This is a genomic window from Clostridium sp. OM05-6BH (assembly GCF_003481635.1).
In the GTDB taxonomy this organism is placed as follows: Bacteria; Bacillota; Clostridia; order Lachnospirales; family Lachnospiraceae; genus Butyribacter.
This window is the reverse complement of sequence record NZ_QULH01000008.1, coordinates 24,404-37,645: the sequence shown is the minus strand read 5'-3', so window position 1 is coordinate 37,645 and position 13,242 is coordinate 24,404. Positions and strand designations below refer to the sequence as shown.

At 43.8% G+C, this 13,242-nt stretch carries 17 protein-coding genes; 6 read left to right on the top strand and 11 right to left on the bottom strand.

Annotated features, from left to right (window positions below; all coding sequences use genetic code 11):
- Nucleotides 1–123 precede the first annotated feature (123 nt).
- On the top strand, nt 124–345 hold the full coding sequence (locus tag DXB73_RS08500; RefSeq protein WP_182448275.1) for a hypothetical protein: 222 nt from the start codon (nt 124–126) through the stop codon (nt 343–345).
- A 184-nt stretch (nt 346–529) separates the two neighbouring features.
- Here DXB73_RS08500 and DXB73_RS08495 read toward each other — a convergent pair whose 3' ends face one another.
- From DXB73_RS08495 to DXB73_RS08480, 4 genes are all read right to left on the bottom strand, one after another.
- Nucleotides 530–724 (bottom strand): hypothetical protein, encoded by a 195-nt coding sequence (locus tag DXB73_RS08495; RefSeq protein WP_118690809.1) that lies wholly within the window; start codon nt 722–724, stop codon nt 530–532.
- Between the two features lie 143 nt (nt 725–867).
- Nucleotides 868–1,977 carry a chorismate synthase gene (aroC, locus tag DXB73_RS08490; RefSeq protein ID WP_118690855.1) on the bottom strand — a complete coding sequence of 370 codons (1,110 nt, stop codon included), beginning with the start codon at nt 1,975–1,977 and terminating at the stop codon, nt 868–870.
- Nucleotides 1,978–2,032: 55 nt separating this feature from the next.
- Nucleotides 2,033–3,208 carry a phosphoribosylaminoimidazolecarboxamide formyltransferase gene (locus DXB73_RS08485; protein ID WP_118690808.1) on the bottom strand — a complete coding sequence of 392 codons (1,176 nt, stop codon included), beginning with the start codon at nt 3,206–3,208 and terminating at the stop codon, nt 2,033–2,035.
- Between the two features lie 37 nt (nt 3,209–3,245).
- Nucleotides 3,246–3,959, bottom strand: a complete 714-nt coding sequence (locus tag DXB73_RS08480) for an IMP cyclohydrolase (RefSeq protein WP_118690854.1) — start codon at nt 3,957–3,959, stop codon at nt 3,246–3,248.
- A 223-nt stretch (nt 3,960–4,182) separates the two neighbouring features.
- On the opposite strand from DXB73_RS08480, the gene DXB73_RS08475 reads away from it, so the two are divergent.
- From DXB73_RS08475 to DXB73_RS08465, 3 genes are all read left to right on the top strand, one after another.
- Complete coding sequence (locus DXB73_RS08475) at nt 4,183–4,716, top strand: hypothetical protein (protein ID WP_118690807.1); 534 nt, start codon at nt 4,183–4,185, stop codon at nt 4,714–4,716.
- Nucleotides 4,682–4,969 (top strand): hypothetical protein, encoded by a 288-nt coding sequence (locus DXB73_RS08470; protein WP_022025389.1) that lies wholly within the window; start codon nt 4,682–4,684, stop codon nt 4,967–4,969. Before DXB73_RS08475 ends, DXB73_RS08470 begins: the two co-directional genes overlap by 35 nt.
- A gap of 68 nt (nt 4,970–5,037) precedes the next feature.
- On the top strand, nt 5,038–5,976 hold the full coding sequence (locus tag DXB73_RS08465; protein ID WP_118690806.1) for a hypothetical protein: 939 nt from the start codon (nt 5,038–5,040) through the stop codon (nt 5,974–5,976).
- A gap of 5 nt (nt 5,977–5,981) precedes the next feature.
- Here the strand turns inward: DXB73_RS08465 and DXB73_RS08460 are convergent, their stop codons facing one another.
- From DXB73_RS08460 to DXB73_RS08450, 3 genes are all read right to left on the bottom strand, one after another.
- Nucleotides 5,982–6,659, bottom strand: coding sequence for an HAD family phosphatase (locus tag DXB73_RS08460; protein ID WP_182448274.1), 678 nt, complete (start codon nt 6,657–6,659; stop codon nt 5,982–5,984).
- Nucleotides 6,660–6,672: 13 nt separating this feature from the next.
- Entirely contained in the window at nt 6,673–7,554 is an 882-nt protein-coding gene (locus DXB73_RS08455; protein ID WP_118690804.1) for an AraC family transcriptional regulator, read from the bottom strand.
- 64 nt (nt 7,555–7,618) lie between these two features.
- A complete protein-coding gene (locus tag DXB73_RS08450; protein ID WP_022025394.1) occupies nt 7,619–7,828 on the bottom strand; it encodes a small, acid-soluble spore protein, alpha/beta type in 210 nt (69 codons plus the stop codon).
- Between the two features lie 220 nt (nt 7,829–8,048).
- Here DXB73_RS08450 and DXB73_RS08445 point away from each other — a divergent pair, with 220 nt between their 5' ends.
- Nucleotides 8,049–8,609 carry a hypothetical protein gene (locus DXB73_RS08445; RefSeq protein ID WP_118690803.1) on the top strand — a complete coding sequence of 187 codons (561 nt, stop codon included), beginning with the start codon at nt 8,049–8,051 and terminating at the stop codon, nt 8,607–8,609.
- A 130-nt stretch (nt 8,610–8,739) separates the two neighbouring features.
- Here DXB73_RS08445 and scfB read toward each other — a convergent pair whose 3' ends face one another.
- Both scfB and scfA read right to left on the bottom strand, forming a co-directional pair.
- Nucleotides 8,740–10,101: a thioether cross-link-forming SCIFF peptide maturase gene (gene scfB / locus DXB73_RS08440; protein WP_022025396.1), complete on the bottom strand. Its 1,362-nt coding sequence runs from the start codon at nt 10,099–10,101 to the stop codon at nt 8,740–8,742.
- A 98-nt stretch (nt 10,102–10,199) separates the two neighbouring features.
- A complete protein-coding gene (gene scfA / locus DXB73_RS08435) occupies nt 10,200–10,349 on the bottom strand; it encodes a six-cysteine ranthipeptide SCIFF (RefSeq protein ID WP_022025397.1) in 150 nt (49 codons plus the stop codon).
- 253 nt (nt 10,350–10,602) lie between these two features.
- On the opposite strand from scfA, the gene DXB73_RS08430 reads away from it, so the two are divergent.
- Nucleotides 10,603–10,809, top strand: coding sequence for an alpha/beta-type small acid-soluble spore protein (locus DXB73_RS08430; RefSeq protein WP_022025398.1), 207 nt, complete (start codon nt 10,603–10,605; stop codon nt 10,807–10,809).
- A gap of 118 nt (nt 10,810–10,927) precedes the next feature.
- On the opposite strand, the gene DXB73_RS08425 is transcribed toward DXB73_RS08430, so the two are convergent.
- Both DXB73_RS08425 and aspS read right to left on the bottom strand, forming a co-directional pair.
- Complete coding sequence (locus tag DXB73_RS08425; RefSeq protein WP_118690802.1) at nt 10,928–11,428, bottom strand: phosphatase PAP2 family protein; 501 nt, start codon at nt 11,426–11,428, stop codon at nt 10,928–10,930.
- Nucleotides 11,425–13,221 (bottom strand): aspartate--tRNA ligase, encoded by a 1,797-nt coding sequence (gene aspS / locus DXB73_RS08420; protein WP_118690801.1) that lies wholly within the window; start codon nt 13,219–13,221, stop codon nt 11,425–11,427. Before aspS ends, DXB73_RS08425 begins: the two co-directional genes overlap by 4 nt.
- Between the last annotated feature and the right edge of the window lie 21 nt (nt 13,222–13,242).

The following is a 13,242-nucleotide window of genomic DNA, read 5'->3' as shown; positions in this document are numbered from 1 at the left end:
GGAAACTGTCCAAGCACCTCCGCATAGGATAACACTGTAAATATATTTTACTGTCGGAACACTTCCGACAGATTGGAGGACTTATGAGTGATTTAGCAGCTACAAACTGTGGATGCGCTTCAAATGACAACGGATGCAGTTGGATCATTATCCTTTTGCTCCTGTGCTGCTGCTGTGGTAACGGCAACGGATTTGGTGGTTTCGGCGGCGGTTGTGGAGACAGCGGCTGCAGCTCCATCATCTGGATCATACTTATTCTTTGCTGCTGCGGATGCGGTTTCTAAAGCACTGCATCACAAAACCCTTCCACTCTCCGATAACCATTACAAAGTCTATGCTTTGTAATGCAGGTGAGGGCTGAACATTTAAGTCTGACAATTGCAGCTTAGGGCTGTCTCTCAGACTTTACCAACCAGCTTGAAAGAAGGCTGACATTCATCCAATGTCAGCCTTTTTTGCGGTGACGTACAAAGTGCGCAAAGCACACTCTGTTCCCATTATAGAAAACTGTCCTGTTTCATTATATAACTCAGACCCGTTTACCTGCTCTGACCCTTTCCTGACGACAACCAAGACATTCTCTGTCAATCTCATAAATTGTATCGTCTTCAATGATCAGATCCCGGTCGCCTCTGCAAAAAGCATCTGTCTGTTCCGACAGCGGCATTCCGCTTCCTTTCAGTAGGTTCTCATGCCGCTTAGTTCCGTAATGATAGTATCGCATAAATATCCTCCAAAGTACGTCTGCAGCTTCATCGCACATACAAACATACAAAATATCGTATTTTTAGGATTGTTAAGGTATCCCTAACATATTCTATGCAAATTACGGAACAAAGACACAATCTGCCACGATCTTGTCGTATCCTATTCCGGGTCAATCCCAAAATAATGCTGCATCCGGTCAAGACGAGAAGTCAGCGACATCATCAGCAAGTCTAACAAGGTGATCGCCGTCATAGATTCTACCACTACTACGGCACGAGGTACAATGATCGGATCATGCCGGCCTTTGATATGAATCTCCCTCTCTGCGCCGTCACGACCGATCGTCTCCTGCGCAGACGCAATGGATGGTGTCGGCTTTACTGCCGCACGGAGAATAATGTCACAGCCATCACTAATACCACCTAAAATTCCGCCGGCATGATTTGTCTTAGTACAAACAGCGCCGTTGTGCACAACAAAACTGTCGTTAAACTGTGAGCCGCGGCTTTGTGCTGCCAAAAATCCATCACCGATCTCTACTCCTTTGACAGCCCCGATCGACATAACTGCCTGCGCAAGTTTTGCATCCAGCTTGTCAAATACCGGTTCACCAACGCCAACCGGCATTCCATGAACCACACACTCGATCACACCACCTGCAGAATCCTGCTCATGCATACATGCCATAAGAGCATCTTCTGCCTGTGCAGACGCTTCCAGATCCGGCATATACAATGGACTCTTGCTGATATTGCTGCGGTCTGCACGCTTTGGATCGATCACAATACCGGCAATCTCCTTACTGTACGCATAAACCTCAACTCCCAGTGCCCGAAGCACTTCCAATGCCACAGCACCTCCGGCAACACGTCCGATCGTCTCCCGACCGGAGGAACGGCCACCACCGCGATAATCTCGAAATCCATATTTTTGATCAAACGTATAGTCTGCGTGCCCAGGGCGATAGTAGGATGCAATCTCCGAATAATCAGAAGACCGCTGTGTTTTATTGTATACCACCATGGATATCGGCGTTCCCGTTGTTTTCCCCTCAAAGACACCTGACTGAATCTCTACCAGATCATCTTCTTTACGAGGTGTAGAATACTTTGTCTGTCCCGGCTTGCGTCGGTTCAGGTACTGCTGCACTGTCTGCTCATCCAATGGAAGCCCTGCAGGGCAGCCATCTACAACCACACCAATACCGCGTCCATGTGATTCTCCCCAAGTCGTCACGCGAAATAAATTTCCAAATGTTGATCCTGCCATATTTCTTTCCATTTCGATGCGTACAACCGCATTCGACCTTTCTTACGAACTCGCATTAATGATGGAACAGACGGATACCTGTAAAGCTCATTGCGATGCCATGCTTATTACATGCTTCGATCACATCATTGTCACGAATGGATCCACCCGGCTGTGCAATATATTTTACACCACTGCGGAATGCTCTCTCTACATTGTCACTAAATGGGAAAAACGCATCTGAACCACAAACAACATCTGTTGCCTGAGAGATCCATGCCTGTTTTTCCTCTTTGGTAAATACCGGCGGTTTCTCCGTAAATACACGTTCCCACTCGCCATCTGCCAATACATCCATATAATCCTCACCGATGTAAAGATCGATCGCATTGTCGCGGTCCGCACGTTTCATTCCCTCTTTGAACGGAAGCGAAAGCACCTGTGGAGACTGACGCAAAAGCCAGTTATCTGCCTTGTTGCCTGCCAAACGGGTACAATGAATACGTGACTGCTGTCCGGCACCAATACCGATCGCCTGTCCATTCTTCACAAAACATACGGAGTTAGACTGTGTGTATTTCAACGTGATCATTGCGATCGCCATATCGATCTTGGCCTGCTGTGGAATGTCTTTATTCTCTGTTACAACATCATCAAAGAAATGCTCATCAATATTCAACTCATTTCTTCCCTGCTCGAAAGTCACACCAAACACTTCTTTATGCTCGATCGGTGCCGGCTCATATTCCGGATCGATCTGAATGATCGCATAATTTCCTTTTTTCTTCCCCTTAAGATATTCCAATGCTTCCGGCTCGTAACCCGGTGCAATAATACCATCTGAGAACTCTCTCTTTATCATTTTAGCGGTACACACATCACACACATCAGATAACGCAATAAAATCGCCGTAAGAAGACATTCTGTCTGCGCCACGCGCTCTTGCATAAGCTGCCGCTAATGGTGTCAATTCGCCAAGATCGTCCACCCAGTAAATCTTTGCTTCCACTTCACTAAGCGGAAGACCAACAGCCGCACCTGCAGGTGAAACATGCTTAAACGAGGTGGCTGCCGGAAGTCCCGTGGCTTTCTTTAATTCGCGCACAAGCTGCCAGCCGTTGAACGCATCCAAAAAATTAATATACCCCGGCTTACCGTTTAATACCGTGATCGGCAACTCGCCTTCCTGCATATAAATCTTAGATGGTTTCTGATTTGGATTACATCCATATTTTAATTCTAATTCTTTCATGAACTAATTCCTCCATTTTCAATATAAGATTATAGTTTTATTTATTTTTATTAACGATCACAGACTCTGCCTCGCCTGTAGCAATGTCGATATAACGAACAAACAACGATACTTTGTTATCCTCATTTAAGCTGTTCCAAAGCATATCCGTAAATGCTTTCATATCGTCCGGAATCGCTACTAACTTTGGCTCTCCCTCAAAGCTTGGAAGCGGATCGCCATCGCACTGATACGTATGTATAAAATGGCCTTCCCCTGCTACCGGCTGCTGATAAGCAAACGTATAACGATTGCAGGAAGCACCATTGCCATTGTTGCTTTTCAAGATAGACATAGCGTAACTGTAATTTCCCTGATCCACATGCATAATGCCGGAAATACGCGGCGTATAATTTGGTGCATCCGGCTCAAATTCTCTTGTGCGCAATGCCTGTTCGAATGTCATCTGTTTATCCATCAACTCATAAATGGTATCTGTCTGATCACCATTTGTTACGATAGTTTTATTACCGAGTACACGTACCGGTGCATATATGATCAGGCTCGGATCGCTTAATTTCGATGGATCAAATGCCTGAGTACGGATCCCATCACCATCTTCAACAAAAACGCGATTACGGCTGTTTTCGCTTCTTCCCATAATAAAATAAGCGGTCACCGCATACTTTCCATTTGCAGACTGCCCAATGACGATGCCTCGTCCCGGATACGCATTCTGCTTTAACTCCTGCTCCAATGATATCATTTGCATTGCTTCTCCTCTTTTCTGCATACACCAGCCTCTGCGTCTCCTGCGGGTATGCCTGCATCAGGAGACGGTATTAGAATACACGATATTCTCAAAAATCTCAACTATAATTTGTTCTGACTTGTCACCCGGATGCATATCGTATATAGAACACTGCACCGGATTTCTATGCAAAATACACAAAACATCCATACTGCAGTTATCGCCTAAAAAAGGAGGAAATACTATGCAAGTACCACCCGATCACAACCGACACATGGCAATGCTTAAAGCAGCACTTCCTTATGCAATGCCGGAAAGCAGGCGTGCTATTGAGATCATGCTGCAGGCAGATGCACTGATCCATACCGCCAGAGGGCAAAGCGATGAACGGTATAGTCTGGAGGCTGCCGGACTCTCATTAGAGGACCAGCCGTCTGCACCGGATTTCACACCAAATCCTGAGACAATGCTGCAATGTATTCGTGAGTACTGTACTCCAAAAGAAGCTGATTTTGTCCAGACTGTCTTAAATGTTTTACAAGCTAACCGCCTGTTTCGAAGCTATCGGGAATTTCAAAAATCACATCCCGCAGCTGATCTTACAGCCACCGGCAGCAATTCACCCAACAGTCAATTGATGGAATTTTTGTTATCTCAGCTTGCGCCGGAGCAAAAATCCACCTTTGAACAATTTCAACAAATCATGTATAATGGACGGTGCCAGTCACCAGAAAGGAACGCCTATGACACAACAACTTCACCCATGGCAGAACAATGAAAAATTCCGTTCTCTGGATCCTAAAAAGCAGGAAATGATCTTACAGTTGACTGGTCATCTGCAGGGACACACGATCACAGAAGCACTTCCGGCACTGATGGAATGGAAAACGCAGATAGATCGTGAAAACATCCGTTTCACCGCAGAGGAGAATGAGTTACTTACGGAGCTGTTCACAGAGAATTTATCTGCTTCCGGTCAAAAGCAATATGAATTTATCAAACCCTTTCTCCAATCCGGTCTGAGCCGTTAATGTCCCCGTTTACGAATCACAAATATAGTACAATGCAAACGCATTCCTACTGGAAATGAGGATAATCTATGGTACAAGATACACCCGTCACAGATCGTGATTTTGCTGCGCTGTTTCGCAAAGAAGCAGGTTCTATTTTGACGGAGCAGCAAATAAACGACGAAATAGAACGCGAACAAACGCGCAGTGCACAGGCAGCAAGAGCAGGGATTGCGCCAAACCGATTCCGAGGGTTCAATCTGCAGCGTTACTGCAAAGACATCGTACGCAGCCACCAGCCGCTCTCCTGTCTGTATCTCCTTTTAAGCGATCTGACAGGAGCTGTCAGTGTACTGCTTCCTATCTGTTGTCTTTTGTGGGTGGTACGCAGACTGATCGCCTTTCCTCTGGCAGTGGCTTACTGTGTCTGCGCTATTGTCTGTGTCTGTTTTTACGGCATTCCGTCTATTTGCCGCCGCAGACTTCGCACATTGCTTAGCGGTTCCGTTTCAGATACGACCACACTGCGTCAAAAAGCAGGACGTCTGCAGCTCATCTCCACCGTAACCGCTGCAATACTCTCCTTCCTCCTGTTCTTTGTATATCAATCGTATTTCCAACAGATCACAAAATTTGCATCATTACAAAATATCTTTCTGTGGTTTGTCAGTATGATGTTTTTATCCGGTGTACACAATGTATTGTACGAAAGCCACTGCATCTCATTTTTTGCGGTCGGCTGGTATACCGTTGCCCATCAAAAAAGCCGAACTGCATCTGCAATTCGACATTATACGGAAAGCAGGGGCAATACACCGCTTCGCCCCCATTTAGTAACGATCCGCATTTATCTGCTGATCGCAATGTTTATTATATGTATTTTGGATTTTCTGTGCATCCGACAATGTCTGATGCATTTTGACTATGCAGTTCTCACGCTCGGCACGGTTTCGACATTGTGCACTTTGATCGGTGTGATCTCTCTGATAAGCTGCATAGTATTATTTCGACACTGTTCCAAAAAATGATCCGGTCATTCCGTTATTTCTCCGGCTGTGACAATAACATCGATCAGCGGCAGCACCTGTTCTCCCGGATATTTTAGATCCGGCACACAGATCGTCGCGATCCCGGCTCTTGACGCACTGCGAATACCATTTTCAGAATCTTCCAGAACCACCGCCTCCTCTGGCGTTACCCCGGTCTTTTCACAGCCCAAAAGAAAAATATCCGGCTCCGGCTTGGATCTTTCCACCATATCTCCACCGATCACTTCCTTAAAATAAGAATCTATCCCCGCATATTCTAAGTATTTTCGTACATATTTTGCGTGCGTGGAAGAAACGACCGCACAGTTCTTATGATGCTCACACAGCCACCCGAGCAATTGCCGGATTCCAGGCTTTACCCTCAGTCCCACTGTCTCAGCAACGATACTGACCCTTCTGCGGCTCTCTGTGCTAAGTTCTGCAAAAGGATACTCTTCCCCATACGCACCACACATCAGGCTTTTCAGGGTTTCTCCCGTCAACCCAAGACTTTGTATATAAAACTCTTTTGTCAAAGTATATCCATGTTCTTTCATGACGATTGCAAGCTGCTCCATGAATAATTGTTCTGTGTCAAATATCAGTCCATCCATGTCGAACAAGAACGCTTTCTTCTCTTCAAAATGCTTTGCTGCCTCTAAAATCGTTTTATAATAAACCATCCTCATTCCTCCATCAATACATACTATTCGCACGATACTCTTTTGGAGTACACCCGATCGTATTCAAAAATACTTTGTTAAAATAACTGATATTATTAAAACCTGACAAATTGGCAATCTCCCCAACTTTTTTATCCGTGTCTTGCAGCATCCTGCAGCTTTGTAAAATACGATATCGCATTAAATACTGCATTGGCGAAAGCTTCATCACCTGCTTAAAAACACGACAGAATTGACCTTCGCTCATAGGCAAAAGTGCCGCCAGCTCTGCTAACGTGATCTCATAAGCGTAATTCTGATGCATATACTCTACGACCGGTGCAAGACGCTCCGAAGAGTGTTTCCCGGATTTTTCCCGCATTGTATATGCTGCATGATGTGTCATCTGATCCCATACTGCATAGATCCGACTGCGAACCAAGAGTTCATAATCGGTTAGATCATGCTCCGGACACACTCCGATATCCTGCAGCAAGCTGATCACTTCCTGCTGCCACTGTTCTCCATCTCCTGCCAGATAAACTGCAAACTCCGTCTCACCATTCAGTACCGGTCGGATATATTTTTGAGCAAAACGACTATGAATATCCTCTGCTAATATCTGATAGGAAAAATCCACCGCAAAAAAAGCACATGCATGACCATCTATTGTTTTGGCAGAATGCAGCTGATTCGAATTGATAAAGATACCATCTCCCTTGCGGAGCATATATTCTCTCTCATCGACCCTAAACAGCATACTGCCCTTTGTCACGACAAAAAACTCAAACTCCTGATGCCAATGTAAATAAAAAATAGCGTCTGTTCCCTCCGGATATTCCATCTTGTGTAATCCCAGCGGCAGTTCTACCGTACCATGACGCTGCTTCTCTTCATATTCCTTTTTATGTCCCATTATCTGTCACCTCAAAAATAATTGTGTCCATGTAGAAAATAGTATACTCCTGTCGGAATGTCAACTACTTTTTCTTTCTCTGAGCTGCAGCCAACATTCCTCCGATCCTGCCACTCTCCCGTGCCGTCAAAGCCTCCCAGCCCTGTTCTATGATTTTATCAAACAATCCAAGTTCTGCAGCGATCTCCCACTTATGCTGTTCCTGCTGCGGCAGCTTAGCAATGTCCTCCGGCGTTAAAATTTCCACCGGATTCTTTTTGGGTCCTACTAACATCCCAGACCACGCTCCTTTCTCTGTGCAAACTCTTCTTTTCACTTTATAGAAAACTGCTCACAATGTGGTGTTATGCAAAGCACTGGCTTTGCTTTTTATTCAGAATCCCCACTTTTATTTTTTTTAATCCGTAGTTGAAACAAACGCTCAGACCATGTATAATGAGCATATAATTATGATTATGCAAAATGTGTGATAGATTTAACGGGAGGTACTGATTATGAATACCATACAAAGCCAAAGTTATTCCTTACTCAGTCAAGAGGAAATTGATGTATTGGTTGATTTTTTGAATGCTAAGAAAGGCTCTGTTAACAGTGATGTCATGAGCCAGAAGAGCATCGACAAATTAATATATCTTATTACAAGCGATAAGCAACAGATCATTAAGGATTTATGCAATCCACTAAATGATGTGAATTCTTCTTTATTGGAGACAGTGCATTTCCGAGAGAATATCGAAGAAATCTGTACTTTAAGCTGCACGACGGATCCTCAGACCGGATTTTTGAAATTGACAGCCACAAATACTAAAAATGGCAAGACATTAGCCATCACACCAAAGCTATTTGACGAAAATGATTCGGAAGAATGGGGCGTATGCATCTCTCCATTGATGTTTAATCATTTAGCAAGAGTACTGTCTCTGGTTTATACTACAGAGACACACGAGCAGATCTGTTCTATTTTTGCCAAAGGAAATTACAATGATGAGAATTATCCGATTCCTGCATTTTATATGCCAACGAATGTAAATTTATTAGAAATGCTGATAGATTAGGTATTATTACCTAACTATTTACAAAGAAAGAAATCCCGGTAAACTTCAATTCAGTTACCGGGATTTTTTCCACATAATGATAACTTTCCATATCAAAAGTTATTGTTCAGACCACATTCTGCGCTCTCACCTATTTCAGCATATCGCGAACCTGACTTAGGATCGCACACTCTAAACGCTTGCGCATGATCTTACAGGATAATTCATAAGCATCATGAATATCCCCATTATAAATATAATTGTTCGCATTGCATCCACCGCTGCAATAGAATTTTGCCCAGCAGTCTCGGCAAGTCGGTTTGGAATATACATGTGCACCGGCAAATTCTTTTTTAATGTCGGTGTTAAACGTTCCCTGCTCCAAATTACCCATACAATACTCTTCATGACCTACAAACTGATGACATGGATAAATATCGCCATCCGGCGTGATCGCAACATACTCGTTGCCACTACCACAGCCACGCAGTCTCTTGATCACACATGGTCCCTGATCCAGATCGATCATGAAATGAAAGAAATTGATACTTCCACCGTTATCCTTGATCTCCGCAATCTGATCCACCAATTTGTCATACTCCGCATAGATCTGATCTAAATCTTTCTCTGTGATTGCGTATTCTACACTTTCATCTTCCATAACCGGTTCCACAGAAACCTGATCAAATCCTGCATTGTACAAATGCATTACGTCTTCTGAAAAGTCCAAATTGTATTTCGTATACGTTCCACGCACATAATATTCCTTATCACCGCGCTTCTCAACTAACTTCTTATAGTTATCTACAATGCGGTCATAACACCCGCTGCCATCCACTTTTACACGCATACGGTCATTGACTTCTTTACGGCCGTCGATAGACAATACGACATTAGACATTTCTTCATTGATATAATCAATCTTGTCATCGGTCAACAACATGCCATTCGTTGTGATCGTAAAACGGAAATTTTTATGATATTCTTCTTCTTTGCTGCGAGCATACTTCACGATCTCTTTGACTACCTCAAAATTCATCAAAGGCTCTCCACCAAAGAAATCAACCTCCAAATTCTCACGTCCGATCGAGTGCTCTAACAAAAAGTCAATTGCCGCAATGCCTACTTCTAACGGCATCAACTTACGTCCTGTACCGAAATCTCCCGTAGAAGCAAAGCAATACTTACAGCGCAGATTACAGTCGTGTGCAATATGCAGGCACATTGCCTTGATCGGAGACTCTACTGCTGTATTTGCAAAATCTCCGTAAATATCCTCACTAAACAACAGCTTGTCGTGATACAGAGCAACAATATCTGCATAAGACTCTTTAATCTCTTCCTCGGAATAATCTGTCTTCAACGCATCAATATATTTTGTCGGACATTCTTCCTCAAAAGGCGGCTGTGCATGGTCTAACAGATCATATGTCACATCATCGATCAAATGTACTCCACCACTGTTGACATCGAGCAAAATATTCAAGCCTTTCGCTTTAAATTTGTGTATCATATATTTATCCTCATTTCTATACTTCTTTTCGTTTGTGTCAACAAAATGGCTGTTACAGTATTTGTAACAGCCATTTATCATTCTTGATCTGAAGAAAATTATTTATTTTCCTCATTTGCACACTTCTGATTTCCTACTGTACAAGAAGTCTTGCATGCAGACTGGCAAGATGCCTGACATTTGCCGCATCCACCCTTTTTCGCAGTAGCACTCAGATTTGCACGATTCAATGTCTTGATATGCTTCATAATAAGTATCCTCCATTAACATATTCTAAAGTCCATCTCTCAAAATGAACCCATATAAGTTTATTGTACCATAATTCTCAAAAAAAACAATCTTTTTCCTATATCTGCCAACATATTTTTTTTGCATTATCGCATACTAGTACCATGATAAGCGTGAAAAAACACTTATCAAATCCCGGCAGCTATCAATTTGGGCAGGATTTATCTGTTCGAAATCAAAGATGTCGGACAAATATAAAGGAGGTTAAAAACCATGACAAACAATAACAGTTCCAGAATGGAAGTGCCACAGGCTAAGGAAGCAATGGACAAATTCAAAATGGAGGTAGCTAACGAATTAGGCGTACCTTTGAAGAACGGTTACAACGGTGACCTTACTTCTAAGCAGAACGGTTCCGTTGGTGGCGAGATGGTTCGCCAGATGATCAAGCGTCAGGAGCAGGAAATGGCAGGCAAATAATGCCGGCAGTTTCCGGAGATAGACTGCATTAGCAGTGATCTGTCTCCTACAAAGCAAAGAGTGATATCTGTCATCTGTAAAGATAACAAATATCACTCTCTTTTGCTGTTTCCGCTTATCAATACAAAAAGAACCGGCAGGCTGCTCCCAAAATTATGCCGATACACATTCCGGCGATCACATCTTTTGGAAAATGTACGCCACCGGCCACACGAGTCACCGCAAGGACGATACCCAAAGCCCAGACGATCACCGCTGCCCACATACACTGCCAAGCAATTGTCGTACCGATCACAAAAATAGAAAATACATGTCTGCTCGGAAAGGAATTTCCGCACTTATCCTTCGGGATCAATGGTTGAAACTGATATACCTCATAAGGTCTGCGTGCATTTAATTTGGCACGAAAAACGCTTATAAGTATAAAAGATACTGCCGGCACGGCTATCGTAACACAAGCGTCACGATAGCTTTCCTTCCAGACCAGCCAAAATAAAACGCTAAAATACAGCACGGCTGTCACATATGTGATAGCCGTACTTATTCCATTTATGATCTTCACTCCATAACGTGTTTTTTGAATACACGCAAAGATTCGTTCATAAGCTTCTTTTCTCACTCTTCTTCCTCATTTTTTACAACGTCTAAGCATAACTCCTGCAACTGCTTATCATCTACAGCATTTGGCGCATCGGTCATAAGACAAGAAGCATCTTTTACCTTTGGAAAGGCGATGACGTCACGGATGCTGTCCTGCTTCGCCATAAGCATGATCAAACGATCCAGACCATATGCAAGACCTGCATGTGGCGGAACACCATACTTGAATGCATTGATGAGGAAGCCAAACTGTTCGTTCGCTTTTTCTTTGGTAAAGCCTAGTGCCTCAAACATCGTTTCCTGTACATCGTCCTGATGAATACGGATAGAACCACCACCAAGCTCGGTACCGTTCAGCACGATATCGTATGCTCTGGCGCGTACTTTCTCCGGATTTGTCTTTAACAATGGAATATCTTCTTCCATTGGCATCGTGAACGGATGATGCATTGCTACATAACGACCCTGCTCTTCCGAATATTCAAACTCTGGGAACTCAGTAACCCAAAGGAATTTATATACATTTTTATCCAACAGATCAAGATTGCGTGCGATCTCTAAACGCAGATTACCAAGAACATCCCAAACGATCTTGTTCTTGTCTGCTGCAAATAACAACAGATCACCGGCTTCTCCATCCATTGCCTTAACCAGTGCATCTAACTCTTCCTCTGTCATAAACTTTGCAAACGAAGATTTATATGTGCCATCTTCATTAATGCACAGATACGCCAGTCCCTTTGCGCCAAAATCTTTGGCAAACTTCACTAATGCATCGATCTTCTTACGAGGCATTGCCCCCTGACCTTTTGCATTGATACCGCGAACGGAACCGCCATTTTCCAATGCGCCGGTAAATACGCCGAAACCGCATCCCTTCACGACATCAGAAACATCATGTAACTCCATGCCAAAACGAAGATCCGGCTTGTCTGAACCAAAACGATCCATCGCTTCCTGCCAAGTCATTCTCTGAATTGGGAGTTCTACATCAACATCCAGCACTTCTTTGAAAATCTTCTGAAGAAGTCTCTCATTGACGTCCATCACATCATCCTCATCCACAAAAGATAACTCCATATCGACCTGTGTAAATTCCGGCTGACGGTCTGCACGCAGATCCTCATCTCGGAAACAGCGGGCAATCTGGAAATAACGATCATAACCGGAGCACATCAAAAGCTGCTTAAACAACTGTGGAGACTGTGGCAGTGCATAGAAATTACCCGGATGCACACGACTTGGCACAAGATAATCTCTGGCACCCTCCGGTGTACTCTTGGTAAGCATCGGTGTCTCGATCTCTAAAAATCCTTCGTCTGCCAAAAATTGACGGATCAATGTTGCCACACGACTGCGCATGATCAAATTGCGCTGCAGATCCGGTCTGCGCAGATCCAAATAACGATATTTTAATCGAATGTCTTCTTTGGTCTTGCTGTCTGCCTCAATCGGGAATGGCGGTGTCTCAGACTCTGATAACACACGAATTGCTTTAGCACGAACCTCGATCTTACCGGTTGCCAGTTTATCATTCACGGCACCGGAACGTGCTGTCACTTCACCGGTCACAGCCACAACAAACTCGCTGCGCAGCTTCTCTGCTTTTGCAAATCCCTCACTGCCGATCTCGCTCTCCTCGAAGATCAACTGCAAAATACCGGAACGATCTCTCAGATCGACAAATATAATGCCACCTTTATTTCTCTGTTTTTGTACCCATCCCATCACGGTAACGGTATCTCCAATATTCTGTTCACTCAGCTCTGCACAACGGCATGTGCGTTTTAAGCCCTTCATCGACTCAGCCATAGTTCCTCCAATCTCTGCTGC